Genomic DNA, 25,220 nt, shown 5'->3' on the forward strand with positions numbered 1-25,220 from the left:
CAACGCCCCAAAACAGGAGAAGCCCATGAGCCAATCCCCGCAGCCCACCGAAGAAGATGTCAAACTGCGCCGCATCACCCCCGCGATTGAAGCGGCGGGCTGGGCGAAACATCAGATTTTTATGGAATATCTGTTCACCGCCGGCAAAGTGTCGGTGCACGGCAAAACCGCCCGTCGCGGCAGGCAGAAAAAGGCGGACTATATCCTCACCGCCCCCAACGGCCGCACGCCGCTGGCGATTGTGGAAGCCAAACGCGGCGACAAACTCTTGGGCGACGGCATGGAGCAGGCTTTGGAATACGCCGAAATTTTGGACATTCCCTTTGTCTATACGTCCAACGGCAGGGGCTTTTTGGAACACGACCGCCTGACGGGCAAAATCCGCGAGCTGGCTTTAAACGAATTTCCGCGCTATGACGAGCTGTGGGCAAGGTTTTCGGGCACAAACGCTCTTTCAGACGGCCAGCAGGCCGCGCTGTTGTCCGACTACCATTTTGACGGCAACAAGCCCATTGCCCCGCGCTATTACCAGCGCATCGCCATCGACCGCACAATAAAAGCGATAAGCGGCGGGCAAAACCGCGTGCTTTTGGTGATGGCAACGGGCACGGGCAAGACTTACACGGCGTTTCAAATCATCTGGCGGCTGATGAAAAGCGGGCTGAAAAAACGCGTGCTGTATCTCGCCGACCGCAATATTTTGATCGATCAAACCATTCAAAACGATTTTCGCCCCTTTGAAAAAGTCATCACCAAAGTGGAAAACAAAACGCTCGACAGCTCGTATGAAATCTATATGAGCCTGTATCAGCAGCTGGCGGGCGAAGAAGGATGCGAGCCGTTTCGCCAGTTTAAACCCGAGTTTTTTGATTTGATTGTGGTGGACGAATGCCATCGCGGCAGCGCGCGCGAAGAATCGCTGTGGCGGCGGGTGTTGGATTATTTCAGCTCTGCCACCCATTTGGGCTTGACCGCTACGCCCAAAGAAAGCACGGAAGTGAGCAATATCGGCTATTTCGGCGAGCCGGTGTACACCTATTCTTTAAAACAGGGCATCGAAGACGGTTTTCTTGCGCCGTATAAGGTTATCCGCGTGGGGCTGGACAAGGACTTGCTCGGCTGGCGGCCGCCCAAGGGCAAAACCGATACCGACGGCGATTTGATTGAAGACAAGGTTTTTGCACGCGAGGAGTTTGAAAAACATCTGATTATCGACGAGCGCACGACAGCCGTCGCCCGCCGCGTAACCCAATGGCTGAACGACAACGACCCCTTTGCCAAAACCATCGTCTTTTGCGTGGACATCGACCACGCCGAGCGCATGCGCCAAGCCCTAATCAAGGAAAACAGCGAACGGGTGGCAGCAAACCACAGATACATTATGCGTATTACGGGCGACAACGCCGAAGGCAAAGCCCAGCTGGATAATTTTATCGACCCCAACGAAAAATACCCCGCCATCGTTACCACATCCAAGCTGATGACCACGGGCGTGGACTGCAAAACCTGCAAGCTGATTGTGCTCGATAACGAAATCAAATCGATGACCGAGTTCAAGCAAATCATCGGCCGCGGCACACGCATCAACGACGCTTACGGCAAGCAGTTTTTCACCATTATGGATTTTCGCAATGTAACCAACCTGTTTGCCGACCCCGATTTTGACGGCGAACCCGTGTCCATCATCGACGACAACGGAACGGACAACGGCGAAGGGCAGCCTGAAAACCCCGATACGCCGTCTGATACGGATAATTCAGACGGCAGCGGGCTGCCTGAAAACGGCGGCGGCTTTGTCCCGCCCGTTGACGGCAAAGTGAAGAAAAAAATCCGCGTGCGCGGCGTAGAAATCCGCGTGTTAAGCGAACAGGTGCAAATCTTGGACGAAAACGGCGATTTGATTACCGAAAGCCTGACCGATTACAGCAAGCGCAATATCCTGAACCAATACGCCACGCTCGATACCTTTTTGCAGGCGTGGAACGGCGCCGACAAAAAACAGGCGGTGCTCGACGCGCTGGAAGAACAGGGCCTGCCGCTGGAAGTGCTGCAGGAAGCCCACGGCAACGCCGCCGATTTGGACCCGTTCGACCTGATTTTGCACCTTGCCTACAACCGCCCCGCCATGACCCGTAGCGAACGCGCCCGCCGTTTGCAAAAAGACGGCTTTTTGCAGGCATACAGCGCAGAGTGCCGCCAAGTGCTCAGCGCGCTGCTCGACAAATACATGAACGAAGGCATTTCGCTGGAAGAAACATCGGTGCTCAACATCGCCCCCTTCAGCGACATCGGCACACCGAAAAAAATCATCCGGCTTTTTGGCGGCATGGGGCAGTATCAAAATGCGGTAAACGAGTTGCAGCGCAATCTGTATGATGTGCCGCCGGAGCTGCTTTATCAGAGCGGGCAGGGCGGGAATTCCGCAGCACGGCAGATTTGAGTCGGGCTTGGAACTTGTGGTGAAGGCAGCCTGAAAACCAATAATCCCGTTTTCAGGCTGCCTGTCTCTAATCTTTTACCCGCGTAGGCGTTTTGCTGCCTGCCACAGGCGGGGCAAGCTACCGCACGCCGCAGCGTCCGCCATGTGTTCAAACAACACAAGGCAGCCTGAAACCAATAATTCGGTTTTCAGGCTGCCCCAGTCCGCCCGCAACAGAAAGCCCAGCCATGTTACCCAGCCGCCTCAGCCTCCTGCTCGCCGCCAGCCTGCTTCTCCCCACAGCCCTTGCCACCCCGCGCCCCCAGTCCTACACCACCAAAGTATCACGCTGCTTCAACCAAGACGCGTGCCAAGAAATAACGCTGGAACGCCTGAATACCGACAACCCCAAGCTCAACCGCTGGGCAGACAATTTCCTTAAAAAAGTTTGGGAAATTCCCGCGCTGGACCGCCGCAGCATTCGCGCATGGCTGCGCAAAAACGCCGACCCGGACGACCCCGAATACGTGCAATATCTCAACGGCAGCACCACGCTGTATGGCGAAACCACGCACTACGCCGTTATTCGCCATGCCAGCAGCTACTTTACCTGCAACACCATGCACGACTACGGGCGGCTGGATTACCACGTGATCCACCGCAGCACAGGCAAACCGCTTTGGCTGCGCGATATTGTTATCAAAGGGCGCTTGGCGCGGCTGTACCGTCTGCAAAAACAAGCGTGGATACGCACCATGAAAACCGGCAGCTACGACGGCTACCCGATGACAGACGAACAAATCCGCGAACACCTGCATTACAGCCCGTTCCGCCCCAGCAACAACTGGCATTTCAACCGCGACAGCCTGGTCTTCCAATTCCAAGCCTACCAACTGGGCGGCTACGATACCGGCAAACCCTTCGTCCGCATCGGGCTTGCCGAACTGCGCGGGATTATCAAACCCGAAATCCTGCGTGAAGCCCAAAGCTATCGCGGACAGCGCGAGCCTGATCAATCCAAGCCGTAAACATATTTTCAGGCTGCCTTTGGGTTTTGCTTTCAGGCTGCTTCTATATCATCCCCATTCCCATCCCAATGCCAAACAAGGAACCGCTATGAAGCGCAGTGCATGGTTTCACGTTTTCTTTACCCTCGGGATGGCAGTGTGTCGGCCGGCAGTTTTATCGGCTTTATCGTGCTGTCCCTGCTTGGCGTGCCGCTGTGGGTATCGGCAGGGTTTCTGCTGCTGATGCTGTCAGGCTTGCTGATTAGCGTGGCGGATCCTGTGGGCATGGACATACGCCGCAGGGGGCAGGAATTGGTGGGCAAAACGGGCTATGTGTCGTGTTACGAGTGAACGGTAAAGGCAGTCTGAAAATGACTGCCGCCACAACGCCAAGCCAAAGCAAAAGCAGCCTGAAAACCGGATTTGCGGTTTTCAGGCTGCTTTTTTGTGTTTTTCAGGCTGCTTGGGCTGCGGTGCCCTTGATTTAGGCGCCTGTCCAACTGCCGAACAGTTTGCCGATGCGGCGGCCGATATAGAGCAGGCGGTAGGCCATCAGGTGGGCGCTTTCTTCAGCGAAGAATTTCCATTGGGTGCGGCTGTCGCTGTCCTTGTAGCGGCTGGTGGGCGTGGGCGAGGGGTAGGCGCGGATGCCGAGGTCTTCGGCCATCGCCATCGCGCGCGCCATGTGGTAGGGGTCGCTGACGATAATTACGGTTTTCAGACCGTTTTTGCGCATCAGCCAGCGGGCGTTGGCAAGGTTCTGATAGGTGTCTTTGGAAGTGGTTTCAAACAGAATGTCCTGCGGCGGCACGCCTTGGCGCAGGGCGAAACGGCGGGCGACGGCGCCTTCGGTGCTGTAGCCGCTTTTGGGCGTGCCGCCGGTGAAAATCAGTTTTTCCACCCGTTCGTTTTGGTACAGGGTGAGCGCGTGGTTGATGCGCTCGCGGAATACCGGCGAGGGTTTTTCGCCCCAGGCGGCGGCGCCGAGCACGATGGCGGCATCGGCGTGTTCGGGCGTGGTTTGCGGCGTTTGCGCGTAATGATAGACCTGCCAGCAGCACCAGCCCTGCATCGCCAGCACCAGCACCACGCTCAGCCAGAAGCCGCGCCGCAAGTAGCGGCGCAGTCCGGAGCGTGGGGCGGCGGCTTTCATGTTTCAGCTCCCGAGCAGCGCCTGGATGTTTTCCAGCGGACGGCCGATGGCGGCGCGGTCGGCCAACTCGAGTATCGGCCGCTCCAGCAGCTTGGGATGGGCGGCCAGTGCGGCGTACAGTTGGTCGTCGTTGGCGGTGTCGAGTTTGAGCTCGCGGAACAATTCGTCGTTCACCCGCATCATGCCGCGCGGCGAAGACAGGCCGAGCTTGGCGGCCAGCGCGCGCAGGCCGGCTTCGTCCAAGGGTTGGTTTTGGTAGTCGCGCACTTCAAGGCCGTCGCGCCCTTGCAGCCATTCGAGGGCGGCGCGGGATTTGCTGCAGCGGGGGTTATGGTAAAGAATCATGGTTTTCCTTTGGTTAGACGTTTCAGGCTGCCTGCTTTATCCGTTTTGCGCCAGCAGCCAGGCGGCCAGCGCGGCATCGGCGGGGCGGGTCAACTTCAGGTTGCGGCTGTCACCTTCGACCAGCAGCGGGCGCCGGCCGAGCATTTCGACGGCCGAGGCTTCGTCGGTTACTTGCGACAAATCGGCCGCGGCCAGCGCCCGCCGCAGCAGGGCAGCCTGAAAAAGCTGCGGCGTCTGCGCCTGCCACAATCCGTCGCGGCAGACGGTGGCGGCAACTGCGCCGCCATTGTCGGCGCGTTTGAGCGTATCGGCCACCGGCACCGCCAAAATCGCGCCGTCGGGATGGCCGGCGGCATCGAGCAGGCGGTTGAGCGCGCTTTGCGGCAGACAGCAGCGGGCGGCATCGTGCACCAGCAGCACTTCGTTTTCGTCCAAACCGTCTGCCAGCAGGGCGTTCAGGCCGTTGGCCACCGTTTCGGCGCGGCTGGCACCGCCAACGCGGTACGCCACGGTCTGCGCGCCCGGCCGGATCAGGCCGTCGAAATCCCGATCCTGCGGCGACAGCACCACGGCGATGCGGCCGATGCGGGCATTGGCGGCCAGGGCATCCAGCGTATGCTGCAGCACCGGCTTGCCGGCCAGCAGCGCATACTGCTTGGGGCGCTCGCCGCCGAAGCGGCTGCCGCTGCCGGCGGCGGGAATCAGAACGGTGTATTTCATCGCGTTTTCGCTTTCAGGCTGCCTGAAAGGGCAGGGACTGGACTGCACGGGCGTTTTCAGGCTGCTTTGCCCTGTGGCGGCAGGCAGCCTGAAAGCGGCAAATCAGACTTCGCCCGCCGCCTGCTCGGCCTGCACCGCCGCCAGCGCGGCAAGGCTGTCGGCCACGCCTTGGCTGATTTTCTCGATGCTGGCCGCTTCGGCTTCGTGGTAGGCTTCTTCCAGCGCGAAAGCGAAGCCGGTGGCATCGGTGCCGCCGTGGCTTTTGATCACCACGCCGCGCAGGCCGAGAAAAATCGCGCCGTTGTAGCGGCGGGGGTCGAAGCGATCGCGCACGCCGTTGAGCGCGGGTTTGGCCGCCAGGCCGCCGAGTTTGTTGAGCAGGCTGCGGTTGAACTCTTCGCGGATGGAAGCGCCCATAAATTTGACCGAGCTTTCGATGGTTTTGAGCACGATGTTGCCGACAAAACCGTCGGCGGCAATCACGTCGGCTGCGCCGCTGAACAGGCTGTCGGCTTCAACGTTGCCGACGAAATTCAGACTGCTTTGGCGCAGCAGGGCGAAGGTTTGCTTGACCACTTCGGTGCCCTTGATTTCTTCGGTGCCGATATTGAGCAGGCCGACGCGCGGATTGGCATTCAGGCCGAGTGCTTTGACCAGCTCGCTGCCCATCGCGGCGAATTGGACGATTTGCGCGGCGCTGCAGTCGATATTGGCGCCCAAATCCAGCGCCAGCGTAAGGTGGCCGTTTTCGCCGGGCAGGAATTTGGCGATGGCGGGGCGCTCGATGCCGGGCAGGGTTTTGAGCACGAAACGGGCGGTGGCCATCAGCGCGCCGGTGTTGCCGGCGGATACTGCGGCCTGCGCTTCGCCGGCTTTCACCTGCTCGATGGCGACGCGCATGGACGAGTCTTTTTTGTTTTTCAGCGCCGACTGCGGCGCTTCGTCCATTTCCACCACCTGCGTGGCGTGGCGGACGGTGATTTTGTCCAGCGGCGCCTGCGCCGCAGCCAGCGCCGCATGCAGACGGCTCTCGTCGCCGACCATAATCAGGCGGGCTTCGGGACGGCGCGCCAGAAAGCGCACCGCCGCAGGCACGGTAACGTCAAGGCCGACGTCGCCGCCCATCGCATCGACGGACAGGGTAATCATAGGGTGTGTCTTCCTTTTGATGTTTGGTTTTCGGCGCCTGCTTTCAGGCTGCCTGAGCATCGAAAAGTAGGCAGTTTGAGCTGCCTGAATGCCTGGTAAAACAGACGGCGCAGGCAGCCTGAAAAGGGCAGGGCGGCGGTTTTCAGGCTGCTTGGCAAAGGTTTTGCACCAAATGCGGGGCATTGGCAAACCGGTGGGGATTCACGGCGCAACACCTGCTTTCAGGCTGCCTGAAAACGTCTGCCGCTACTGCTGCGCCTGCTCTTCGCGGGCGGTTTCGGCTTTGCGGTTGTGGGCGTCGATATCGTTGGCGTCCCACGGGTAGTTGATCCACCAGTCTTCCACTTCGATGCCGCTGTAATAGCTGATGCCTGCCGGCAGGGTGTCGCATTTGGGCTTGAGTTTGTTGTGCAGTACCGCCACGCCGATATGGCCCAAGTCTTCGCTTTGCAGCTCGCGCAGGCAGAAAGCCAGGGTGGTGCGGCTGTCATCCACTTCGTCCACCACCAGCACGTTTTTGCCGCGCAAGGGTTCGGGCAGCGGGTCGAGCCATTGGATTTTGCGTACCGTTTCGGCGGTTTCGCCGCTGCTTTCGCTCAGATAATAGGCGGTGGTAACGGCGTAAATCGGGATGTCGAGAAAGCAGCGCAGCATGCGCGCGGGGATAAAGCCGCCGCCGCCGATGGCGATCATCGCGTCGTAGCGCTCGCCGGCTTCTTGGATGCGGGTGGCGATTTGTTTGACGGTTTTATGGATGTCGTCGTAGGTGTACCAAACTTTTTTTGTCATGTTCGTGCCTTGCGAAGCCGCGGTTTTCGGTTTTCAGGCTGCCTGTGCGTGGCGCTTGCCGCTTTCAGGCAGCCTGAAAGGAGAAAGTGCGGCAGATACGGCAAAAAGCCGGCCGAGCGCAGGGCGCACAGTAACCGGCTTTCGCAGTCATACGGGTAATGCTTACAGCTTGTCTTTTACGACTTTGCGGCCGCGGTACATGCCGTTGGGGGAAATGTGGTGCGGACGGTGTACTTCGCCGGTGGCGCTGTCAACCGACAGAGCCGGCGCGCTCAGCGCGTCGTGCGAGCGGTGCATACCGCGGCGGGAAGGGGATTTTTTGTTTTGTTGAACGGCCATGTTTGAACTCCTGACAAAGAAATAAAGTTAATCCGGTTTTTTCAGACCCGCCAGCGCGGCAAACGGATTGGGTTTGTCCGACTGCACTGCGGTTTCGCCGCTGCCGCAGTTTTCGTGCTTGGGCGAAAACGGCAGCGCCATCAGAATCTGGTCTTCCAGCAGGGAATAAACGTCCAACTCCCTGCCGCAAACCATGCCTTCCAGCGTATCGTCGTCCTGCACGGCCTGATCCAGCGCTTCTTCGTCGGCAAACAAAACCACCTGCGCGGTTTCGTCCAGCTCGAAATCAAAGGGCTGCAGGCAGCGCTGGCAACAGAGTTTCAGGCTGCCTGCAAGGCGCAGGCTTAGGCGGATTCTGTCCCAATCGTCCCTGCCGGCGGCCAGCGAGTAAGAAACTTCGGCGGCCAAATCTGCAATGTCCGGCGAGTGCGATCGCGCGTCCAAATCCTGCAGGGAAACCTTGCCTTGCAGCGTTTGCCCTGAGGCGGCAAACGCTTCGGCATCAATCGAAATACGGTCTGACATAAAAACGGAGCATGATATAATTTCGCCGCTTCCAAGTCAATATTTTTACTGTATGGACACCCCTTTTCCGCCTTTGGTGCTGGCTTCGACTTCGCCTTTTCGCCGCGCCCAGCTCGAAACGCTCGGCCTGCCCTTTAGCGCCGCCGCGCCCGATTGCGACGAAACGCCCGCTGCCGGCGAAAGCGCCGCCCAAACCGCGCTGCGGCTGGCCGAAGGCAAAGCCCGCTCGCTTTCTGCCGCCTATCCCGCCCATCTGATTATCGGCGCCGACCAAGTGGCTTTTTGCAACGGCCGCCAGCTCGGCAAACCGCTCACGATTGAGCGCGCCCGCACCATGTTGGCCGAACTCTCCGGCCGGCGCATCGAGTTTTTCAGCGCCCTGTGCCTGCTCAACACCGTTTCAGGCTGCCTGCACCGCCACGTCGATACCACCATGGTGCAGATGCGCAGTCTGACTGCCGCGCAGATCGACCGTTATCTCGAGCGCGAACCCGACGCGCTTTACTGCGCCGGTGCCGCCAAAAGCGAAGGTTTGGGCGCCCTGCTGATCGAGCGCATCGACAGCAGCGATCCCAACGCCCTGATCGGCCTGCCGATATTCCGGCTGGCCGATTTTCTGCTGGCCGAAGGCGTGCCGCTGCTGTAGCCGCCCGATGGTTTTCCCAACTTGCCAAGCGGCTTTCAGGCAGCTTGAAAGCCGCGTTTCCCCGCCGCGGATATTGCCATGACCCGACCCGTTCTCTACCTGATCCCCACGCCGCTGGGCGCCGCCGATACCCCCTGCCTGCTGCCGCACGAGCAGGCGCAGATTACCGGCCTGACCGATTTTGCCGTTGAAGCCGCCAAAACCGCGCGCGCCCATCTCAAGCATCTGGGCGTGAGTACGCCGATACGCGATTTGAACCTGCGCGAAATCAACGAACACACCGCCGATGCCGAGCTGCCCGAGCTGCTGCGCCCGCTGCGCGAAGGCCGCAGCATGGGGCTGCTCAGCGAAGCCGGCTGCCCGGCGGTGGCCGACCCCGGCGCGACGCTGGTGGCGCTGGCGCACCGCGAAGGTTTTGAAGTGCGCCCGCTCATCGGCCCGTCCAGCATCCTGCTGGCGCTGATGGCATCCGGTGCCAACGGCCAGAGTTTCGCCTTCAAAGGCTATCTGCCCGCCGATGCCGAAGGCCGCAAAAGCAGCCTGAAAAAGCTGGAATGCCGTTCGCGCCAGGAAAACGAAACCCAGCTGTTTATCGAAACGCCCTACCGTAACAACGCCCTGCTCGCCGACGCGCTGGCCACGCTCTCTCCCGACACCCGCTTGTGCGCCGCCTGCGACCTGACCCTGCCCACGCAAACCGTTATCAGCCAAAACATCGCCCGCTGGCGCGCCATGAAAGCGCTGCCCGATCTGAAAAAACGGCCGACGCTGTTTGTGCTGTCGGCGGCTTAAACCGCATGGCGGCAATAAGCACAAAAGGCAGCCTGAAAGCCGAAATATGCTTTTCAGGCTGCCTTTTTGCCCTGCTGCCGGCAGATTGTCTTTTTCAAACGGCACGTTTGCCCAGCCGTGCGGCGAATCCATTTATAATGGCCGCAATGCTAACTGGTTGATAAATAGGAAAACCGATGATTGATCTGCAAAACATCGGCAAACAATACGGCGCCAACCGCGTATTGGACAATGTGTCGCTTTCCATCGGCTGCGGCGAATTTTTTGTGCTGGTCGGCCCCAGCGGCAGCGGCAAAAGCACGCTGTTGAAAATGCTCAACCGCCTGATTGAGCCCGACTGCGGGCGGATTTTGCTGCGCGGTGGGGACATTGCGGCGCAGGATTTGCGCACGCTGCGGCTTTCTACGGGCTATGTGTTGCAGCAGATTGCGCTGTTTCCCAATATGACGGTAGAGGAAAACATCGGCCTGATTCCCGAGATGAAGGGCTGGGGCAAAGAGGCGCGGCGGCAGCGTGTGCGGGAATTGCTCGAACAGGTGGGCTTGCCGTCTGAAAAATACCTGTGCCGCTATCCGCGCGAACTGTCGGGCGGCGAGCAGCAGCGTGTGGGGATTTTGCGCGCCATTGCCGCCGAGCCGCAGGTGTTGCTGATGGACGAGCCTTTTTCCGCGCTCGACCCGATTTCGCGGCGGCAGCTGCAGGATTTGATTAAAGAGCTGCACCAAAAGCTGGCGCTGACGGTGGTATTTGTTACCCACGACATGAAAGAGGCGCTGCATCTGGCCGACCGGATTTGTATTTTGAACCAGGGCAAAGTGGTGCGCACCGACACGCCAGAGGGGATTATGCGTCAGCCTGAAAACGCGCTGGTGGCGGATTTGTTTGCGGGGGAGGGCGAACATGGCTGACATCTGGCACACCTGGCTTGCCCGCAGCGGCGACTGGTACACCGCGCTGTGGCAGCATTTGCAGCTTTCACTCTCGGCGCTGCTGGCGGCGATGGCTATTGCGCTGCCGCTGGCGGTGGCCGTGCAGCGGCACAAACGGGCGGCCGAATGGGTCTTGCAGGCGGCAGGCGTGTTCCAAACCCTGCCCTCGCTGGCGGTATTGGGGCTGCTGATTCCGCTGATGGGCATCGGCACGCCGCCTGCCGTGGCGGCGCTGGTGGTGTACGCGCTGTTTCCGATTTTGCAAAACACGGTGACGGGCTTAAACCAAATCGACCCCAATCTGCGCGAAGCCGCCGCCGCATTCGGCATGACGCGCTGGGAGCGGCTGAAAAAATTCGAGCTGGCGCTGGCGCTGCCTGTGATTATGTCGGGCATCCGCACCGCCGCCGTGATGATTATCGGCACGGCCACGCTGGCCGCCCTGATCGGCGCGGGCGGGCTCGGCAGCTTTATCCTGCTGGGCATCGACCGCAACGACAGCAGCCTGATTCTCATCGGCGCCGTTTCTTCCGCCGCCCTTGCCCTCGCGTTCAACTATCTGCTCAAAAAGCTCGAAACCATCCGCCTGCGCCACAGCGTGTGGGTGCTGGCCGCGCTGATTGCCGCCCTTGCCGCCTCGTTTGCGCCGCAAAGGCAGCCTGAAAGCCCCAAAGCCACCCTGATTGTGGCGGGAAAACTCGGTTCCGAGCCTGAAATCCTGATCCAGATGTACAAAATCCTGATTGAAACGCACACCGACCTGGCCGTAGAAACCAAGCCCAATTTCGGCAAAACCGGTTTTCTCTACGAAGCCCTCAAAGCAGGCAAAATCGACATTTATCCCGAGTTCACCGGCACGATTACCGCCAGCCTGCTCAACAACCCGCCGCCCGCTTCCACCAACCCCGACACCGTGTACCGCGCCGCCCGCGACGGCATCCTCGCGCAAGACCGCCTCGCCCTGCTGCCGCCGATGGCCTATCAAAACACCTACGCTGTTGCCGTCACACGCAGTTTCGCCGAGAAAAACGGCCTGCGCACCATCGGCGACTTGCAAAAAATCCAGCACGGCGCCACCGCAGGCTTTACCCTTGAATTCAACGACCGAGAAGACGGCAACCTCGGCCTGCAGCAACGCTACGGCCTGCGCCTCAAAGTCAAAACCCTCGAGCCCGCCCTGCGCCATCAGGCCATCCGCGAAAACAGCATCCAAATCACCGACGCCTACTCCACCGACAGCGAGCTGCGCCAATACGGCTTGACCGTACTCGAAGACAACCGCCGCCTGTTTCCACCCTACCAGGGCGCCCCGCTGATGCGGCAGGAAACGCTGGAGCAATACCCCGAGCTTGCCGCCGCCCTCAACCGCCTCGCCGGCAAAATCAGCGCCGAAGAAATGCAGGACATGAACTATCGCGTCAAAGCCCAAGGCGAGAGCGCCGAAAGCGTTGCGCGGGAATACCTGCAAACGCACGGGATGCTGGAATAAGCGGGCGGCAGCAGCCTAAAAGAGCAGCCTGAAAACCGATAATCTGGTTTTCAGGCTGCTTTTGCGGTTTCAGGCTGCTTTTCAGGCTGCCTTTTTTCAACTGCCGTCGGGCGTTTATTTCGCCGGAACGATGGTGGCTTTTTTCAGCAGGCCGTCGATGTGGCTGTCGATGCGTTCGTTGAGCAGGATTTTGCCGATGTTGTCTTTCTGCTCGGCAAAGGCGGGGATGGTTACCGGGCGTTTGTCGTGCAGATAGACGACGACGTTGATTTTGTCGCCGCTGATCGGGGTTTTGCTGTAGCCGCCTTTGCTCAGGCCGGAAACGGCCTGGTAGATTTCGGGGCTGTTGTTTTGCAGATCGAGCAGCGGGATGTAGCCGTTGGACAGGCCGCCGGTGGTTTGGGCGTTGGGATCGACGCTGTATTTTTTGGCGACGTCGGTAAAGGATTTTTTCGCCGCCAGCTCTTTAATCGCTGCCTGCGCCTGTTCGGCTTTTTCGGTAACGATCAGGCCGATCTGCACTTCGCTGCCGCCTTTGTAGCGGGCATTGACTTCGTCGTAGCGTTTTTTGATGTCGGCTTCGGACACCTGCTGTTTTTTCGCCAGATCGTTCATGTAAACGAGAGCGATGATGCGCGACTGGTAATCGGCCCATTGCTGTTTGAAACCGGCTTTTTTGTCGGCGCCTTGTTTTTTGGCTTCTTTGAGCGCTTCGGCTTCGGCGGTTTGCACTTCTTTGCTTTTGTCGATTTTCAGGCGGCGGGCTTCCTGCACGATAACGGTTTCCACCACCATGTCGTTGAGAATGCTCTGGCGCAGCTGGGGGCTGTCCTGAACCTGGCCCTGGCTTTCGGCAACGATGGTCTGTACTTGGCGCTCTAAGTCGCTGCTGTCGATTTTGCTGCCGTTTACGGTAACGATGGTTTGCGCCAGCAGGCTGCCGGATACGGCCAGCAGGGAAAGTGCGGCGGCGATGCGGGTGGTTTTCATGGGCTTGTCCTTTCGGAAGACGGGTTAATGGAAATATTCGGCCGGGGTTTTGGCAATAATGCTCAGCGCGTGGATGGCCTTTTCGGCAAACAGTTCGGCAAACAGCTCCTGCACTTTGCGCTGGCGGGCGATGCGGCTCATGCCTTCGAAATGCGGGCTGACCACCAATACGGCGAAATGGCCGCCGCCGCGGTTGCCGGCATGGCCGGCGTGCAGGTGGCTTTGGTCTTCAAAATCGAAAACCTCGGGCGCGATCGGATCGAGCAGCCGCGCCATGCGCTCGCGCATCAGGCTCATTGCGGCAGCACCTTGTTGAACGGGCGGATCAGCAGTTCGGCATACACGCCAGCATCGACGTAGGGGTCGGCGCCCGCCCATTCTTCGGCGGCGTCCAAACTGTCGAACTCGGCAATAATCAGGCTGCCTGAAACGCGCTCGGGATCATCGGGCAGCGGGGTAGGGCCGGACACCAGCAGGCGGCCTTCGTCGGCCAGCTTCTGCAGGCGCGCCAGATGGGCGGGGCGGGCTTGGGCGCGGGCTTCTTGTACGTCTTCGGCGTCGGTGGCCAGCAGCATATACAGCATGGTTAGGATTCCTCTTTGGGCAGATGGCGGGCAAGATAGATGCCTTGGCCGATGGCAAAAGCAATGGTCAGCGGCAGGTAGCCGTACACTTTGAAATTGACCCACAGCGCTTCGCGTTCGGCGCTGAAAGGGTAGGCCACCGCCAGATTGACGGCGCCCAGCACGATAAAAAACACCACCCACGCCCAGCCCAGCCGGTTCCATACCGTTTCGGGCAGCTGCAATTCCTGGCCGAGCATCAGCTTCAGGCCGTTTTTGCCCATCAGCTGGCTGGCCAGCATCACCAGCGCGGAAAGCCAGGTGAGTATGGTGGTTTTGAGCATAAAGAACATGCGGTCGTTCAGCAGGATGGTTGCGCCGCCGAATACCACGATGGTAATCAGCCCGATCCACTGCATCACGCTCATGCGGCGGTGTTTGTACAGCGTATAGGCAGCCTGAAGCACGCCTACGGCGACGGCCACGGCGGTGGCGGCCACCATGTTTTTGCTGAACAGGTAAATCGCAAAGAACAAAATGACGGCGATAAGGTCGCTGAGTGCTTTCATGGGCAGGTGTCGGCAAGGGCAAAAGGGCGCATCATACAGCCTTTGCCCGCTTCGTGCAGCTTTCGCCGGCGGCCGGCTACATCATCAGTTCGACCAGCAGGTTTTTAAACAGGAATCCGGCAATGCCCAAACCCAGCACGAGAAACAGGATAAACATTCCCAGCTTGCCCACTTTGGACTCTTTGCCGAGATTCCAGATAATGAACCCCAAAAAAATCACCAGCCCGCCGACGCAGATTTTCAGCGCCAGCGCGGAGAATTCGGCTTCGCTCATACGGCTTTCCTTTCGATGTGTGTGAAGTGTCTGTTGTCCGTAAAGGCAGCCTGAAAACCGCAGCGGTGGGCTTTCAGGCTGCTTTGGCGGATGGTTTTTGTGCTTACAGCTGCGCCAGCGCCTGTTCCAAGTCGGCAATCAAATCATCAACGTACTCCAGGCCCACGGAAATGCGGATCAGCCCTTCGCTGATGCCGGCGGCAGTTTTGTCTTCCGCGCTCATGCGGCCGTGGGTGGTCGTCCACGGGTGGGTGATGGTGGAGCGCACGTCGCCGAAGTTGGCGGTTTTCGAGAAAATCTCGACGGCGTCGATTACTTTCCACGCCGCTTCGGTGCCGCCGACCACTTCAAAGGCCAAGACCTGACCGCCGCCGCTTTGCTGCTTGGCAACCAGTTTTGCCTGCGGATGGTCGCTCAGGCCGGTGTAGAACACTTTGCCGATTTTCGGCTGCGTGCGCAGCCAGTTGGCGATTTTCAAAGCGTTCTCGCCCTGCTGCGCCGTGCGCAGAAACAGAGTTTCCGCGCCGCCCAGCTGCATCCAGGCATTAAACGGCGAAATGCTCAGGCCGGCGGAATTGACGTACAGCGCAATCTGGTTGATCAGTTCGGAGCGGCCACAGACGATGCCGCCCAACGTGCGGCCGTGACCGTCGATGGCTTTGGTGGCGGACTGCACCGACAAATCGGCGCCGAAACGCAAAGGCTGCTGCACCACCGGCGAACAAAAGCAGTTGTCCACTACCAGCAGGGCGCCGTGTTCGTGGGCAAGCGCCGCCAGCGCTTCCAAGTCCGCCACTTCGCCCAGCGGGTTGGACGGCGTTTCCAAAAACAGCATTTTGGTGTTCGGCCGTATCGCCGCACGCCAGGCATCCAAATCGGTTTGCGGCACGAAGCTCACGTCGATGCCGAAACGGGTAACATGGCCGCCGATAAAGCCCGCCGTGGTGCCGAACAGGCTGCGGCTGCTCACCAGATGGTCGCCCGCGTTTAAAAACGTGAGCAGGGCAGCCTGAATCGCCGCCATGCCGGTGGCGGTGGCGATGCCGGCTTCTGCGCCTTCCAGATTGGCAATCCGCGTCTGGTAGGCGCTGACGGTGGGATTGTTGGTGCGGCTGTAGGTATAGCCCGGCTGCTGCTTGGCAAATACCGCCGCGCTTTCGGCGGCACTGTCGTACATAAAGCTGCTGGTCAGAAACAGCGCCTGGTGGTGTTCTTTGTATCCGGTCTGCTCTTTGCCGCCGCGGATCGCTAAGGTTTGCGGATGCAGTTTTCTTTGTGCCATAAGGCCTTCCTTTGTATTGTGTCGGTCGCGCTGCCGGCGCTGATTACGGAAAAACGCGCAGACAGCCTGAAAAAACGGCATTCTGCGCCTTTTCAGGCTGCCTTTCAATGCCCGAATGCCGGCCGAACCGATATTCCGCCGCAGCTGTCATCCGCTATAATCCGCAGCCCGAACACCCGAAAAGGATACCGACCATGAAATGGATCGACACCCACCGCATCGCCGAAGAACTGTTCGACACCCACGGTGAAAGCATCGACCCCCACACCCTGCGCTTCACCCAGCTGCGCGACCTGGTGCTGGCGCTGCCCGACTTTGACGACGATCCGGCACGCTGCGGCGAAAAAATCCTCGAAGCCATCCAGCAGGCTTGGATCGACGAGGCAGCCTGAAAAGCCGGGCGCGGATTCAAACCGGCCGCCGGCCGCTTGCTGCGGCATACCGCACGGCAGCAAGTTTCCCTAAAGCAGTATTGACAGGGCGCCGAAAAACACTATAATCCGCGCCCTTTCACGCGCCCATCGTCTAGAGGCCTAGGACACTGCCCTTTCACGGCGGCAACCGGGGTTCGAATCCCCGTGGGCGTGCCAGTTTTCAAAAAAAGGACTTTCCGAAATTTAAACGGAAAGTCCTTTTTCTTGGCAGGAAAAGCGGCCCTTTGTTTTCAGGCTGCTTGCCGCATTGTGCTGATAATTTTGACAAAAGGAACAAAAAAGAGAAATGACCGCCGAAGCGGTCATTTTTGAATTCTGGTGCCCGAGACCGGAATCGAACCGGTACGCCCGTATTAGAGGCGACGGATTTTAAGTCCGTTGTGTCTACCAATTCCACCACTCGGGCCGATTAGTCGAATCTAAGATTTGGAGGCGGGGGCACGGAATCAAACCGGCGTATACGGAAGTTCACCTCCCGCAGCATAAACACTCTGCCACCCCGCCGTAGAAGATTTGGAGGCGGAAGTCGGAATCGAACCGGCGTACACGGCTTTGCAGGCCGCTGCATAACCACTCTGCCATTCCGCCAAAAATTATCCGCTGCGAAAGCGAAAAATTATGGAGCGGGAAACGAGTCTCGAACTCGCGACCTCAACCTTGGCAAGGTTGCGCTCTACCAACTGAGCTATTCCCGCGTATCTGGGCATTGCCGGAAAATCCGAGTGGAGCGGGAAACGAGTCTCGAACTCGCGACCTCAACCTTGGCAAGGTTGCGCTCTACCAACTGAGCTATTCCCGCTTGGGATTCCGACAACAATAAAATGGAGCGGGAAACGAGTCTCGAACTCGCGACCTCAACCTTGGCAAGGTTGCGCTCTACCAACTGAGCTATTCCCGCTTTGTCGTGCTAACGAAGTCGCGGATTATGCAGACTGGCCGCGAAAATTGCAAGCACTTTTTGTGTGCGGACTACTTAAATTCCTGCCACGCCATTTTCAGATAATAGAACATCGACCAGATGGTCAGCACCGATGCGATAAACATCAGTATGTTACCGATTTGCGGCAGATTCAGGCCGAGAAAGTCGTTTTGGTAAATCAGCAGGGCGAAAATCGCGGCCATTTGCGCGGCGGTTTTGAATTTGCCGATATGGGCAACGGCGACGCTGCTGCGCCGTCCCAGTTGCGCCATCCATTCGCGCAGGGCGGAAATGGTGATTTCGCGGCCGATAATGACCATCGCGTAAACGGCGGCGGTGCGGTCGAGTTTGACCAGCAGTATCAAGGCCACCGCCACCATTAGTTTGTCGGCAACCGGATCGAGAAAGGCACCGAAATCGGAAGTTTGATGCCAATGGCGGGCGAGAAAGCCGTCCAGCCAGTCGGTGATGCCGGCGGCGGCGAAAATCAGGGCGGCCAGATAATTGACCGTTTGCGCATCGAGCCAGCCTTGCGGCAGGTAAAACAGCGCTGTAAACACCGGAATCAGCAGGATTCTCAGCCAAGTCAGCAATATGGGTATGTTCCATCGCATAAGCGTGTCCGCATTCTCGATTATTATGGTGTCGGTATGGTTTTCAGGCTGCCTGAAAACGGTTTTTGTTCAAATGGATTGCCGCTAAAAAGCCAAACCGCCAAGCTTCGGGGGAAACTTGGCGTCGGCATCGGTTTGGCGCTCAGCTCGCTGTCAGACGGATGGTCTGGCCGGCTTTGATGTTGTCGTTGCCGTGGTTGAGCTTTTTAATTTCGCTTAATTTCAGATTATAGCGTGCCGCAATGGCATGCAGAGTATCGCCTTTGCGCACGGTATAGGATGCCGGCACGGAAGGTTTGGCTTCGGCGGCTTTTCCGCCTTTGGCAACGGTTTTGACGGCTTGGGCGGCAGGTGCGGCGTTTTTGGCGGCAGCCAACGATACTTTCAGGGTTTGACCGGCTTGGATGTGCTCGCCTTTGATGTGGTTGGCGGCAGCCAAATCGGCCACGCTCATGTTGTAGCGTTTGGCGATGCTGTACAGGGTTTCGCCGCTGCCGACCTTATGCGTGCCGGTATTCGCCGCCAGAGAGCGGCTGGTTTCGGCTGCTTTGGCTTTTTCCGCCTCCTGCGCCGCTTTGGCTTTGGCCAACTGCTGTTGCTGCTGGCGCTGTTTGGCTTCGGCAATGCGCCGTTCGCTTTGTTCTTTCTGCTCTTTGGCTTCGGCGGCAGCAGCGGTTTGCTGAACCGCCTGCGCGGCCTGCTCTTGCTGGCGGCGCAGACGCTCTTGCGATGCCAGCGCCAGCGCCATCAGCTCGTCGGTCGGATCTTCGGCGGCAAAAGTGTTGCTCTGATTCGCGGCGGTGTGGGCGGTTTCAGGCTGCCTGCCGGAAACGGTATCGGCAGGTGTTTCTCTGGCGGTCGCAGCAGTTTTTTCAGGCTGCTCTGCAGCAGCTTGCGGACGGGTTTGCGCGGTTTGGACGCCAGCCGGTTCGCTTGGCTGTTTGACGGCGGATGCTGCAGTAGCAAAACTCTGCGTCAGCGCGGCAGGTTGTTTGTCGGCAAGCGCTGCAACCGCGTTAGCGTTTACCGCCGGTTTTTCAGGCTGCCTGAAAGCGGTTACAGCTGCCGGACTGGCGGTTTTGTCGGTTTGGGCGGCAGCAAGGGTGGTAACGGGCGGCGCAGTTTTTTCAGGCTGCTTGGCCAGGACCGCGGCGGCTATTACGTTTGCAGGTGGCGCAAGTGCTACGTGCGGTTTGTCTTGGGCTTTGGCAGCGTCGGCCAAGAAAGGCGTGCCGACGGATACCGGTGCGGGCGGCGGGGTGCGCACGGTTTGCTGTGCGGTCAGCACCGGTGCCTGCTCGTTGTATTTGTCGGGTACGGGATCAAAATCGGCTTTGGCAAAGCTGTTGAGCCCGTTTTTCGTGCTGTTTTTGCTGACCAGCAGGCTGCGGCCGGCGGCGATATGGGTACCGCTGATGCCGTTTAGGCGTTTGAGTTCGCTGACCGACATGCCGGTCATATTCGCCAGATCGGCCAGCGCGGTTGAGCTTTGTGCGGTGTAGATGTCCCACGACAGCAGGTTTTTGCTGTCGGATTCGCGGTAGTTGCGCTCAAAGGTTTGTGCGGCGGCTACCGGCAGCAGCATTTTGCGGTTGCCTTTGGGAATGAAGACCGGGGTTTTGAAAGCCGGATTGAGTGCCAGAAATTCGTTTTCGGAAATATTGGCCAGATGGGCGGCGGCCATAATGTCGAGCGGGCCGTTGACGGTTACCGTGCGGAAATAAGGCTCGTGCTTCATTTCGGGCAGGGTCAGGCCGAATGCCTGCGGGTTGTTGACCAGATTGCGCACGGCCAGCAGTTTGGGCACGTAGTTGCGCGTTTCGTTGGGCATTTTCAGGTTTTCGTAGGTCGGCGGCAGGCCGGCGGCTTGGGCGCGGCGGATGGCGCGGCTCATATTGCCCTCGCCCCAGTTGTAGGCGGCCAGCGCCAAAGACCAGTCGCCGAACAGGCCGTGCAGATACTGCAGATAGTTGAGCGCGGCATCGGTGGCGGCGTAAACGTCGTGGCGGCCGTCGTACAGCGGGGTCTGTTCCAAGCCGAAATGGCGGCCGGTGGCGGGCATAAACTGCCACAAACCGGAAGCACCGACATGCGATTTGGCCTTGGTTACATAGGCACTTTCGATAAACGGCAGCAGGGCAATTTCGGCCGGCATGCCGCGTTTTTTCACCTCGGTGGCGATGTGGTACATATACGGCTTGCTGCGCTGGATGGTACGGTTGAAATAGGCTTTTCCCGAAGAGAATTTGCTCTCGTGGCTGCGCACCAGCGACTGGTTGACTTCGTTCATGCGGAAGTCCTGCCGCAGCACCGCCCACAGATCGCCGCCGTGTTTGGGCAGATCGGCCAGCGTGAAAACGGAAGTGTTCAGCTGCATCAGCGCCGATGCGGTTTTATCGGTGGTGCCGTTGTCGGCACAGGCCAGCGCCGGCAAAAGAAAAAGACCGCTGACGGCCAAAGTGATGGACTTGATGGATTTCATAACTTTAAAATGCTTCCGTTAAAAGCCGTATTTTCAGAGTATATCGTAAGGGCAGCGCCCCAATGCTGTCAATCTGCAAGCAAATCAAATGCCAAAATTTACAGACACCTAGGAAAGCCGATGGCGGACCCCCGGATTTTGCCCGCGTGGCTTGCGCAAAACTCTTTAGGGCGTTATCTGCGCGCGCAGGAAAACCTCTTTTTTCAGGCTGCCTTAACCGACAGGCAGCCTGAAAACCTGCTGCTGCTCGGTTCTCTCGGCCGGCTGTTTGCCCTGCCGCCGCTCTCCGGCCTTACCGTGCATCAGGATGCGCAGCCGCCGGCGGATGTGCTGGCAGGCAGCCTGAAAACGCCGTGGCCGGATGTTTTTTTCGACTGCGTGCTGGCCGCCCATCCGTCTTGGGAGGCGGATCAGGCTGCCGTTTTCCTAGCCGAAATGCACCGCATTATCCGCCCGCAGGGCTGCTTGCTGCTGACCGGCTTCAACCCGTATTCGCTGTGGCGGCTGGATAGGTGCCGCAAGCGCGTGCCGGATGTTTCAGGCTGCCTGCCGCTGCCGGTATTGAAATCCCGTCTTGCTGAAACCGGCTGGCATATCGAGAGCGGCCGTTTTCTCAATTATCTGCCGTCGCTGCGCTCCGAACGCGCCCTGCGGTTTTGGCGTTTTATGGAAGCGGCGGGCGACCGCTGGTGGCCGCATGCGGCGGCGGTGTATGCGTTGGTGTTGTCGAAGCGGGTGGCCGCCCCGATACTGCCCGAGCGCTCGCCGCAAAATGTCCTGCTGCCTGAAGCGGCGTTCGGTTTGAGCCGGCAGGGTGCTGCCAGCGCCTGCACCACAGAGCCGCGCTGAGTTTTCAGGCTGCCTTGCACGCGGGCAGGCAGCCTGAAAAACGCCTGCGGCCGTACGGCAGCAAACAATCTGTAAAATTCGTTCGCCTTTTAGGCCGTTTTCCATTAACATATATAGGTTATTTTTACCGCTTTTTACACAATCATCCGACCTCAAACTTAGGAAAATACGATGTTTGATTTTGCACAAACCCAGACCAATCCCCTGCGCCAAGCCATTACCAAAGCCTACCGCCGCGACGAAGCCGAAGCCGTTGCCGATATGCTCGCGCAGGCGCAGATGAGCGATGCGGAAAAAACCGCCGCCGAAGCGCTGGCCCGCCGCCTGGTAACCCAGGTGCGCAGCGACCGCACCAAAGCCAGCGGCGTCGATGCCCTGATGCACGAATTCAGCCTGTCGAGCCAGGAAGGCGTGGCGCTGATGTGTCTGGCCGAAGCCCTGCTGCGCATTCCCGACGCGGAAACCCGCAACAAGCTGATTCAGGACAAACTCTCCGACGGCAACTGGAAAAGCCATCTGGGCAATAGCCCGTCGCTGTTCGTTAATGCCGCGGCTTGGGGTCTGCTGATTACCGGCAAACTGACCAAAGAACCGACCGACAGCGAAAGCATGGGCGCTTCGTTGACCCGCCTGCTGGGCAAAGGCGGCGCGCCGCTGATCCGCCAGGGCGTCAACTACGCCATGCGCATGCTCGGCAAACAGTTCGTTACCGGCCAAACCATCGAAGAAGCACTGAAAAACGGTAAAGAGCGCGAAAAACTCGGCTACCGCTATTCCTTCGATATGCTCGGCGAAGCGGCAATGACCCAGGCCGACGCCGAACGCTATTACCAAGACTACGTCAACGCCATCCACGCCATCGGCAAAGATGCCGGCAGCGCCGGCGTGTACGACGGCAACGGCATTTCGGTAAAACTTTCCGCCATCCATCCGCGCTATTCCCGCGCCCAGCACGAACGTGTGATGACCGAGCTGCTGCCGAAGCTGAAACAGCTCTTTATCCTGGCCAAACAGTACAACATCGGCCTGAACATCGACGCCGAAGAAGCCAACCGTCTCGAACTTTCTTTAGACTTGATGGAAGCGCTGGTTTCCGATCCCGATCTGGCCGGTTTCAACGGCATCGGTTTCGTGGTTCAGGCTTACCAAAAACGCTGCCCCTTCGTTATCGACTACCTGATCGACCTTGCCCGCCGCAACAAGCAAAAACTGATGATCCGCCTGGTAAAAGGCGCGTATTGGGACAGCGAAATCAAATGGGCGCAGGTGGACGGCCTGAACGGTTATCCGGTTTACACCCGCAAAGTCCACACCGACGTCTCTTACTTGGCCTGTGCACGCAAACTCCTGTCCGCGCAAGACGCCATCTTCCCGCAGTTTGCCACCCACAACGCCTACACCCTGGGCGCCATCTACCAGATGGGCGAAGGCAAGGAATTTGAACACCAATGCCTGCACGGCATGGGCGAAACCCTGTACGACCAAGTGGTCGGCCCGCAAAATCTCGGCCGCCGCGTGCGCATTTACGCACCGGTCGGCACCCACGAAACCCTGCTGGCCTATCTGGTGCGCCGCCTACTGGAAAACGGCGCCAACTCTTCTTTCGTCAACCAAATCGTTGACGAAAGCATCAGCATCGACAGCCTGGTGAAATCTCCGCTGGATGAAGCCCCGCAAACCCAGGGCACCATGCACGCCGCGCTGCCGCTGCCGCGCAATCTCTACGGCAAAGACCGTCTCAACTCCAGCGGTCTGGACTTCAGTAATGAAGACGTGCTCGAAAGCCTGCAGGCGCAGATGAACGCTGCCGCCGGCAAAACTTGGGAAGCCAAACCCCTGCTGGCCGTTAAGAAAGCCGCCGTTCAGGCTGCCCACGAAGTGCGCAACCCTGCCGACCACAATGACGTGGTAGGCACCGCCGCCTTTGTCGAAGCCGAAGCCGTGCCCGAAATCATCACCGCCGCCAAAGCCGCCGAAAGCACTTGGGGCGCCACACCCGCCGCCGAACGCGCCGCCGTACTGCGCCGTTTCGCCGACCTGATGGAAGAGCACACCGCCGAACTGATGATGCTGGCGGTGCGCGAAGCCGGCAAAACCCTGAACAACGCCATCGCCGAAGTGCGCGAAGCCGTCGATTTCTGCCGCTACTATGCCGACGAAGCCGAGCACACCTGCGGCGAGCGCAAACCGGTCGGCACCATTGTTGCCATCAGCCCGTGGAACTTCCCGCTAGCGATTTTCGTCGGCGAAGTGGTGGCCGCGCTGGTTACCGGCAACACCGTATTGGCCAAGCCTGCCGAGCAGACCAGCCTGATCGCCTACCGCGCTGTCGAGCTGCTGCATGAAGCCGGCGCACCGGCCGACGCCGTCCAGTTGGTACTCGGTGCCGGCGACGTCGGCGCCGCGCTGACCCGCGACGAGCGCATCAACGGCGTGATCTTCACCGGCTCCACCGAAGTGGCCAAACTGATTAACGAAGCCCTGAGCAAACGCGACGACCTGCCGGTGCTGATTGCCGAAACCGGCGGCCAGAACGCCATGATCGTCGATTCCACAGCCCTGTCCGAGCAGGTATGCGTGGACGTGCTCAACTCCGCCTTCGACAGCGCCGGCCAGCGTTGCTCCGCCCTGCGCATTCTCTGCCTGCAGGAAGACGTGGCCGACCACATGCTCGCCATGATCAAAGGCGCGATGAACGAGCTGACCGTCGGCAACCCCACCTTGATCAACACCGACATCGGCCCGGTTATCGACGCCGAAGCCCAGGGCAACCTGCTCAAGCACATCGACAAAATGAAAGGTGTTGCCAAAGTCAGCCACCAGATTAAGCTGCCGGCCAATGCCGACAACGCTACCTATGTCGCCCCGACTTTGTTTGAACTGGACAATCTCGACCAGCTCCAGCGCGAAGTATTCGGCCCCGTGCTGCACGTGATCCGCTATCCCGCCGACGGCCTGGGCGACCTGCTCCAGCAGATCAACAGCAAAGGCTATGCGCTTACCAACGGTATCCACAGCCGCATCGATCGCACCGTCGAGTTTATCCAAGACAACATCGAAGCCGGCAATATCTATGTCAACCGCAATATCGTCGGTGCCGTCGTCGGCGTGCAGCCCTTCGGCGGCCACGGCCTGTCCGGCACCGGCCCCAAAGCCGGCGGTCCCTTCTACCTGCAGCGTTTGAGCCGCGGCGCCGCATGGCAGCTGCCCAAACTCACCACCCCGGGCAGCGCCGACAATGCCGCGCTGGCCAAGCTCGAAAGCGTGCTGCACGGTTTGGATTTCGACCAGGAAGCCAAGCTGCGTCTTGCCGGCGTGATGGGCGAAGCCCGCATCTTCACCCTACGCCAAGCCCGCGCCGAGCTCACCGGCCCCACCGGCGAAGACAACACCCTGACTTGGCGCGCGCCCAAGCAGGTATGGCTCGACGGCGGCGATTTCGAACGCGCCTTCGCCGGCCTGATCCGCATCGCCGCTGCCGGCATCCAAACCATCGTCAGCAGCAGCCACCCGCTGGCACAGCTGCAAAGCCAGCTCGACGGCTTGCTGCTGGTGCAGGACGCCCCTGAAACCGCCGCCGGCATCAGCCATCTGGTTGCCCTTGACGCCCCCAGCGCCGACACCAAAACCGCGCTGGCCAAACGCAGCGGCCCGCTGGTTCGCATCGTCGATGCGCAAAACGGCGTTGATGTCCTGCAACTGTTTGAAGAAATCAGCTGCAGCGTCAACACCACCGCCGCCGGCGGCAACGCCAGCCTGATGGCGATGGCCGAAGTCTAAGCCCGCGCACATCACAAACGCCTGCTGCATTTGCCGGCAGGCGTTTTTATTGGGGCGATGTGTTGGCATCCGGCAGGCAGCCTGAAAAGGGCAGCCTGAAAAGGGCAGCCTGAAAAGGGCAGCCTGAAAAGGGCAGCCTGAAAAGGGCAGCCTGAAAAGGGC

General features: G+C 59.5%; 25 protein-coding genes and 7 tRNA genes. 11 read left to right on the top strand and 21 right to left on the bottom strand.

All coding sequences use genetic code 11. From position 1 onward, the window contains the following. The first annotated feature begins 25 nt into the window (after window positions 1-25). The 3 genes from hsdR (at window position 26) to OP500_RS05240 (ending at window position 3,777) form a co-directional block, all read left to right on the top strand. The gene (gene hsdR / locus OP500_RS05230; RefSeq protein WP_238745595.1) at window positions 26-2,440 is read left to right on the top strand and encodes an EcoAI/FtnUII family type I restriction enzme subunit R; all 2,415 of its coding nucleotides are present in this window, start codon (window positions 26-28) and stop codon (window positions 2,438-2,440) included. 227 nt (window positions 2,441-2,667) lie between these two features. Continuing rightward, complete coding sequence (locus OP500_RS05235; RefSeq protein ID WP_274070390.1) at window positions 2,668-3,447, top strand: DUF3298 domain-containing protein; 780 nt, start codon at window positions 2,668-2,670, stop codon at window positions 3,445-3,447. A 138-nt stretch (window positions 3,448-3,585) separates the two neighbouring features. Continuing rightward, window positions 3,586-3,777: a hypothetical protein gene (locus tag OP500_RS05240; RefSeq protein WP_274070391.1), complete on the top strand. Its 192-nt coding sequence runs from the start codon at window positions 3,586-3,588 to the stop codon at window positions 3,775-3,777. 133 nt (window positions 3,778-3,910) lie between these two features. On the opposite strand, the gene OP500_RS05245 is transcribed toward OP500_RS05240, so the two are convergent. The 7 genes from OP500_RS05245 to OP500_RS05275 form a co-directional block, all read right to left on the bottom strand. Further along, window positions 3,911-4,579, bottom strand: a complete 669-nt coding sequence (locus tag OP500_RS05245; RefSeq protein WP_274070392.1) for a YdcF family protein — start codon at window positions 4,577-4,579, stop codon at window positions 3,911-3,913. 3 nt (window positions 4,580-4,582) lie between these two features. Then, window positions 4,583-4,924: an arsenate reductase (glutaredoxin) gene (gene arsC, locus OP500_RS05250; RefSeq protein WP_274070393.1), complete on the bottom strand. Its 342-nt coding sequence runs from the start codon at window positions 4,922-4,924 to the stop codon at window positions 4,583-4,585. A gap of 36 nt (window positions 4,925-4,960) precedes the next feature. Continuing rightward, the gene (gene ispD, locus OP500_RS05255; RefSeq protein ID WP_274070472.1) at window positions 4,961-5,644 is read right to left on the bottom strand and encodes a 2-C-methyl-D-erythritol 4-phosphate cytidylyltransferase; all 684 of its coding nucleotides are present in this window, start codon (window positions 5,642-5,644) and stop codon (window positions 4,961-4,963) included. 102 nt (window positions 5,645-5,746) lie between these two features. Beyond that, complete coding sequence (plsX, locus tag OP500_RS05260) at window positions 5,747-6,793, bottom strand: phosphate acyltransferase PlsX (RefSeq protein ID WP_274070394.1); 1,047 nt, start codon at window positions 6,791-6,793, stop codon at window positions 5,747-5,749. A gap of 246 nt (window positions 6,794-7,039) precedes the next feature. Then, complete coding sequence (locus tag OP500_RS05265) at window positions 7,040-7,582, bottom strand: phosphoribosyltransferase (protein WP_238745608.1); 543 nt, start codon at window positions 7,580-7,582, stop codon at window positions 7,040-7,042. A 162-nt stretch (window positions 7,583-7,744) separates the two neighbouring features. Next, window positions 7,745-7,921 carry a 50S ribosomal protein L32 gene (rpmF, locus tag OP500_RS05270; protein WP_238745610.1) on the bottom strand — a complete coding sequence of 59 codons (177 nt, stop codon included), beginning with the start codon at window positions 7,919-7,921 and terminating at the stop codon, window positions 7,745-7,747. Between the two features lie 27 nt (window positions 7,922-7,948). After that, complete coding sequence (locus OP500_RS05275) at window positions 7,949-8,446, bottom strand: YceD family protein (protein WP_274070395.1); 498 nt, start codon at window positions 8,444-8,446, stop codon at window positions 7,949-7,951. Window positions 8,447-8,498: 52 nt separating this feature from the next. Here OP500_RS05275 and OP500_RS05280 point away from each other — a divergent pair, with 52 nt between their 5' ends. From OP500_RS05280 to OP500_RS05295, 4 genes are all read left to right on the top strand, one after another. Then, the gene (locus OP500_RS05280) at window positions 8,499-9,092 is read left to right on the top strand and encodes a Maf family protein (RefSeq protein WP_274070396.1); all 594 of its coding nucleotides are present in this window, start codon (window positions 8,499-8,501) and stop codon (window positions 9,090-9,092) included. Window positions 9,093-9,170: 78 nt separating this feature from the next. Further along, complete coding sequence (locus OP500_RS05285) at window positions 9,171-9,884, top strand: SAM-dependent methyltransferase (protein ID WP_274070397.1); 714 nt, start codon at window positions 9,171-9,173, stop codon at window positions 9,882-9,884. A 176-nt stretch (window positions 9,885-10,060) separates the two neighbouring features. Next, window positions 10,061-10,792: an ABC transporter ATP-binding protein gene (locus tag OP500_RS05290; protein ID WP_274070398.1), complete on the top strand. Its 732-nt coding sequence runs from the start codon at window positions 10,061-10,063 to the stop codon at window positions 10,790-10,792. Then, window positions 10,785-12,302 carry an ABC transporter permease/substrate-binding protein gene (locus OP500_RS05295; RefSeq protein ID WP_274070399.1) on the top strand — a complete coding sequence of 506 codons (1,518 nt, stop codon included), beginning with the start codon at window positions 10,785-10,787 and terminating at the stop codon, window positions 12,300-12,302. The genes OP500_RS05290 and OP500_RS05295 overlap by 8 nt, the downstream gene beginning before the upstream one ends. Before the next feature lie 114 nt (window positions 12,303-12,416). Here OP500_RS05295 and OP500_RS05300 read toward each other — a convergent pair whose 3' ends face one another. The 6 genes from OP500_RS05300 to metZ form a co-directional block, all read right to left on the bottom strand. Further along, a complete protein-coding gene (locus OP500_RS05300) occupies window positions 12,417-13,292 on the bottom strand; it encodes a peptidyl-prolyl cis-trans isomerase (protein WP_238745621.1) in 876 nt (291 codons plus the stop codon). Between the two features lie 24 nt (window positions 13,293-13,316). Then, complete coding sequence (locus OP500_RS05305; RefSeq protein WP_238745623.1) at window positions 13,317-13,589, bottom strand: BolA family protein; 273 nt, start codon at window positions 13,587-13,589, stop codon at window positions 13,317-13,319. Further along, a complete protein-coding gene (locus OP500_RS05310) occupies window positions 13,586-13,876 on the bottom strand; it encodes a YciI family protein (protein ID WP_274070400.1) in 291 nt (96 codons plus the stop codon). Before OP500_RS05310 ends, OP500_RS05305 begins: the two co-directional genes overlap by 4 nt. Window positions 13,877-13,878: 2 nt before the next feature. Continuing rightward, window positions 13,879-14,424: a septation protein A gene (locus OP500_RS05315; protein WP_274070401.1), complete on the bottom strand. Its 546-nt coding sequence runs from the start codon at window positions 14,422-14,424 to the stop codon at window positions 13,879-13,881. 76 nt (window positions 14,425-14,500) lie between these two features. After that, window positions 14,501-14,698 (bottom strand): DUF2788 domain-containing protein, encoded by a 198-nt coding sequence (locus OP500_RS05320; protein WP_238745626.1) that lies wholly within the window; start codon window positions 14,696-14,698, stop codon window positions 14,501-14,503. Between the two features lie 103 nt (window positions 14,699-14,801). After that, entirely contained in the window at window positions 14,802-15,980 is a 1,179-nt protein-coding gene (gene metZ / locus OP500_RS05325) for an O-succinylhomoserine sulfhydrylase (protein WP_274070402.1), read from the bottom strand. A gap of 194 nt (window positions 15,981-16,174) precedes the next feature. On the opposite strand from metZ, the gene iscX reads away from it, so the two are divergent. Both iscX and OP500_RS05335 read left to right on the top strand, forming a co-directional pair. After that, window positions 16,175-16,372: a Fe-S cluster assembly protein IscX gene (gene iscX / locus OP500_RS05330; protein ID WP_274070403.1), complete on the top strand. Its 198-nt coding sequence runs from the start codon at window positions 16,175-16,177 to the stop codon at window positions 16,370-16,372. Between the two features lie 122 nt (window positions 16,373-16,494). Beyond that, a tRNA-Glu gene (locus OP500_RS05335) sits at window positions 16,495-16,570 on the top strand. Between the two features lie 160 nt (window positions 16,571-16,730). Here the strand turns inward: OP500_RS05335 and OP500_RS05340 are convergent. The 8 genes from OP500_RS05340 to OP500_RS05375 all read right to left on the bottom strand — a co-directional run bounded on the left by OP500_RS05340 (window position 16,731) and on the right by OP500_RS05375 (window position 20,429). After that, window positions 16,731-16,820: transfer RNA gene (locus OP500_RS05340), tRNA-Leu, on the bottom strand. A gap of 21 nt (window positions 16,821-16,841) precedes the next feature. After that, window positions 16,842-16,918 (bottom strand) — tRNA-His (locus tag OP500_RS05345). A 10-nt stretch (window positions 16,919-16,928) separates the two neighbouring features. Next, window positions 16,929-17,002 (bottom strand) — tRNA-Cys (locus OP500_RS05350). Window positions 17,003-17,033: 31 nt separating this feature from the next. Then, a tRNA-Gly gene (locus OP500_RS05355) sits at window positions 17,034-17,109 on the bottom strand. 28 nt (window positions 17,110-17,137) lie between these two features. Next, a tRNA-Gly gene (locus OP500_RS05360) sits at window positions 17,138-17,213 on the bottom strand. Window positions 17,214-17,236: 23 nt separating this feature from the next. Then, window positions 17,237-17,312, bottom strand: a tRNA-Gly gene (locus OP500_RS05365). 71 nt (window positions 17,313-17,383) lie between these two features. Continuing rightward, window positions 17,384-17,947 (bottom strand): CDP-diacylglycerol--glycerol-3-phosphate 3-phosphatidyltransferase, encoded by a 564-nt coding sequence (pgsA, locus tag OP500_RS05370; protein WP_238745629.1) that lies wholly within the window; start codon window positions 17,945-17,947, stop codon window positions 17,384-17,386. Between the two features lie 142 nt (window positions 17,948-18,089). Beyond that, on the bottom strand, window positions 18,090-20,429 hold the full coding sequence (locus OP500_RS05375; protein ID WP_238745631.1) for a LysM peptidoglycan-binding domain-containing protein: 2,340 nt from the start codon (window positions 20,427-20,429) through the stop codon (window positions 18,090-18,092). Between the two features lie 120 nt (window positions 20,430-20,549). Between OP500_RS05375 and OP500_RS05380 the strand changes: the two genes are divergently transcribed. Together OP500_RS05380 and putA are read left to right on the top strand one after the other, a co-directional pair. Further along, on the top strand, window positions 20,550-21,278 hold the full coding sequence (locus tag OP500_RS05380) for a class I SAM-dependent methyltransferase (RefSeq protein ID WP_238745633.1): 729 nt from the start codon (window positions 20,550-20,552) through the stop codon (window positions 21,276-21,278). 171 nt (window positions 21,279-21,449) lie between these two features. Next, on the top strand, window positions 21,450-25,058 hold the full coding sequence (gene putA, locus OP500_RS05385; RefSeq protein ID WP_274070404.1) for a bifunctional proline dehydrogenase/L-glutamate gamma-semialdehyde dehydrogenase PutA: 3,609 nt from the start codon (window positions 21,450-21,452) through the stop codon (window positions 25,056-25,058). Window positions 25,059-25,220: the final 162 nt, after the last annotated feature.

This window comes from Kingella sp. SNUBH-2017, from assembly GCF_028680565.1.
Classification (GTDB): domain Bacteria; phylum Pseudomonadota; class Gammaproteobacteria; order Burkholderiales; family Neisseriaceae; genus Kingella_D; species Kingella_D pumchi.

Coding starts and splice junctions, on each gene's coding strand:
- OP500_RS05245 (WP_274070392.1), bottom strand. CDS start 4,579: ATGAAAGCCGCCGCCCCACGCTCCGGACTGCGCCGCTACTTGCGGCGC.
- plsX (WP_274070394.1), bottom strand. CDS start 6,793: ATGATTACCCTGTCCGTCGATGCGATGGGCGGCGACGTCGGCCTTGAC.
- rpmF (WP_238745610.1), bottom strand. CDS start 7,921: ATGGCCGTTCAACAAAACAAAAAATCCCCTTCCCGCCGCGGTATGCAC.
- ispD (WP_274070472.1), bottom strand. CDS start 5,644: ATGAAATACACCGTTCTGATTCCCGCCGCCGGCAGCGGCAGCCGCTTC.
- OP500_RS05305 (WP_238745623.1), bottom strand. CDS start 13,589: ATGAGCCTGATGCGCGAGCGCATGGCGCGGCTGCTCGATCCGATCGCG.
- OP500_RS05310 (WP_274070400.1), bottom strand. CDS start 13,876: ATGCTGTATATGCTGCTGGCCACCGACGCCGAAGACGTACAAGAAGCC.
- OP500_RS05300 (WP_238745621.1), bottom strand. CDS start 13,292: ATGAAAACCACCCGCATCGCCGCCGCACTTTCCCTGCTGGCCGTATCC.
- OP500_RS05375 (WP_238745631.1), bottom strand. CDS start 20,429: ATGAAATCCATCAAGTCCATCACTTTGGCCGTCAGCGGTCTTTTTCTT.
- OP500_RS05285 (WP_274070397.1), top strand. CDS start 9,171: ATGACCCGACCCGTTCTCTACCTGATCCCCACGCCGCTGGGCGCCGCC.
- hsdR (WP_238745595.1), top strand. CDS start 26: ATGAGCCAATCCCCGCAGCCCACCGAAGAAGATGTCAAACTGCGCCGC.
- metZ (WP_274070402.1), bottom strand. CDS start 15,980: ATGGCACAAAGAAAACTGCATCCGCAAACCTTAGCGATCCGCGGCGGC.
- OP500_RS05265 (WP_238745608.1), bottom strand. CDS start 7,582: ATGACAAAAAAAGTTTGGTACACCTACGACGACATCCATAAAACCGTC.
- OP500_RS05235 (WP_274070390.1), top strand. CDS start 2,668: ATGTTACCCAGCCGCCTCAGCCTCCTGCTCGCCGCCAGCCTGCTTCTC.
- OP500_RS05290 (WP_274070398.1), top strand. CDS start 10,061: ATGATTGATCTGCAAAACATCGGCAAACAATACGGCGCCAACCGCGTA.
- OP500_RS05320 (WP_238745626.1), bottom strand. CDS start 14,698: ATGAGCGAAGCCGAATTCTCCGCGCTGGCGCTGAAAATCTGCGTCGGC.
- OP500_RS05295 (WP_274070399.1), top strand. CDS start 10,785: ATGGCTGACATCTGGCACACCTGGCTTGCCCGCAGCGGCGACTGGTAC.
- OP500_RS05275 (WP_274070395.1), bottom strand. CDS start 8,446: ATGTCAGACCGTATTTCGATTGATGCCGAAGCGTTTGCCGCCTCAGGG.
- pgsA (WP_238745629.1), bottom strand. CDS start 17,947: ATGCGATGGAACATACCCATATTGCTGACTTGGCTGAGAATCCTGCTG.
- iscX (WP_274070403.1), top strand. CDS start 16,175: ATGAAATGGATCGACACCCACCGCATCGCCGAAGAACTGTTCGACACC.
- OP500_RS05380 (WP_238745633.1), top strand. CDS start 20,550: ATGGCGGACCCCCGGATTTTGCCCGCGTGGCTTGCGCAAAACTCTTTA.
- OP500_RS05315 (WP_274070401.1), bottom strand. CDS start 14,424: ATGAAAGCACTCAGCGACCTTATCGCCGTCATTTTGTTCTTTGCGATT.
- OP500_RS05280 (WP_274070396.1), top strand. CDS start 8,499: ATGGACACCCCTTTTCCGCCTTTGGTGCTGGCTTCGACTTCGCCTTTT.
- putA (WP_274070404.1), top strand. CDS start 21,450: ATGTTTGATTTTGCACAAACCCAGACCAATCCCCTGCGCCAAGCCATT.
- arsC (WP_274070393.1), bottom strand. CDS start 4,924: ATGATTCTTTACCATAACCCCCGCTGCAGCAAATCCCGCGCCGCCCTC.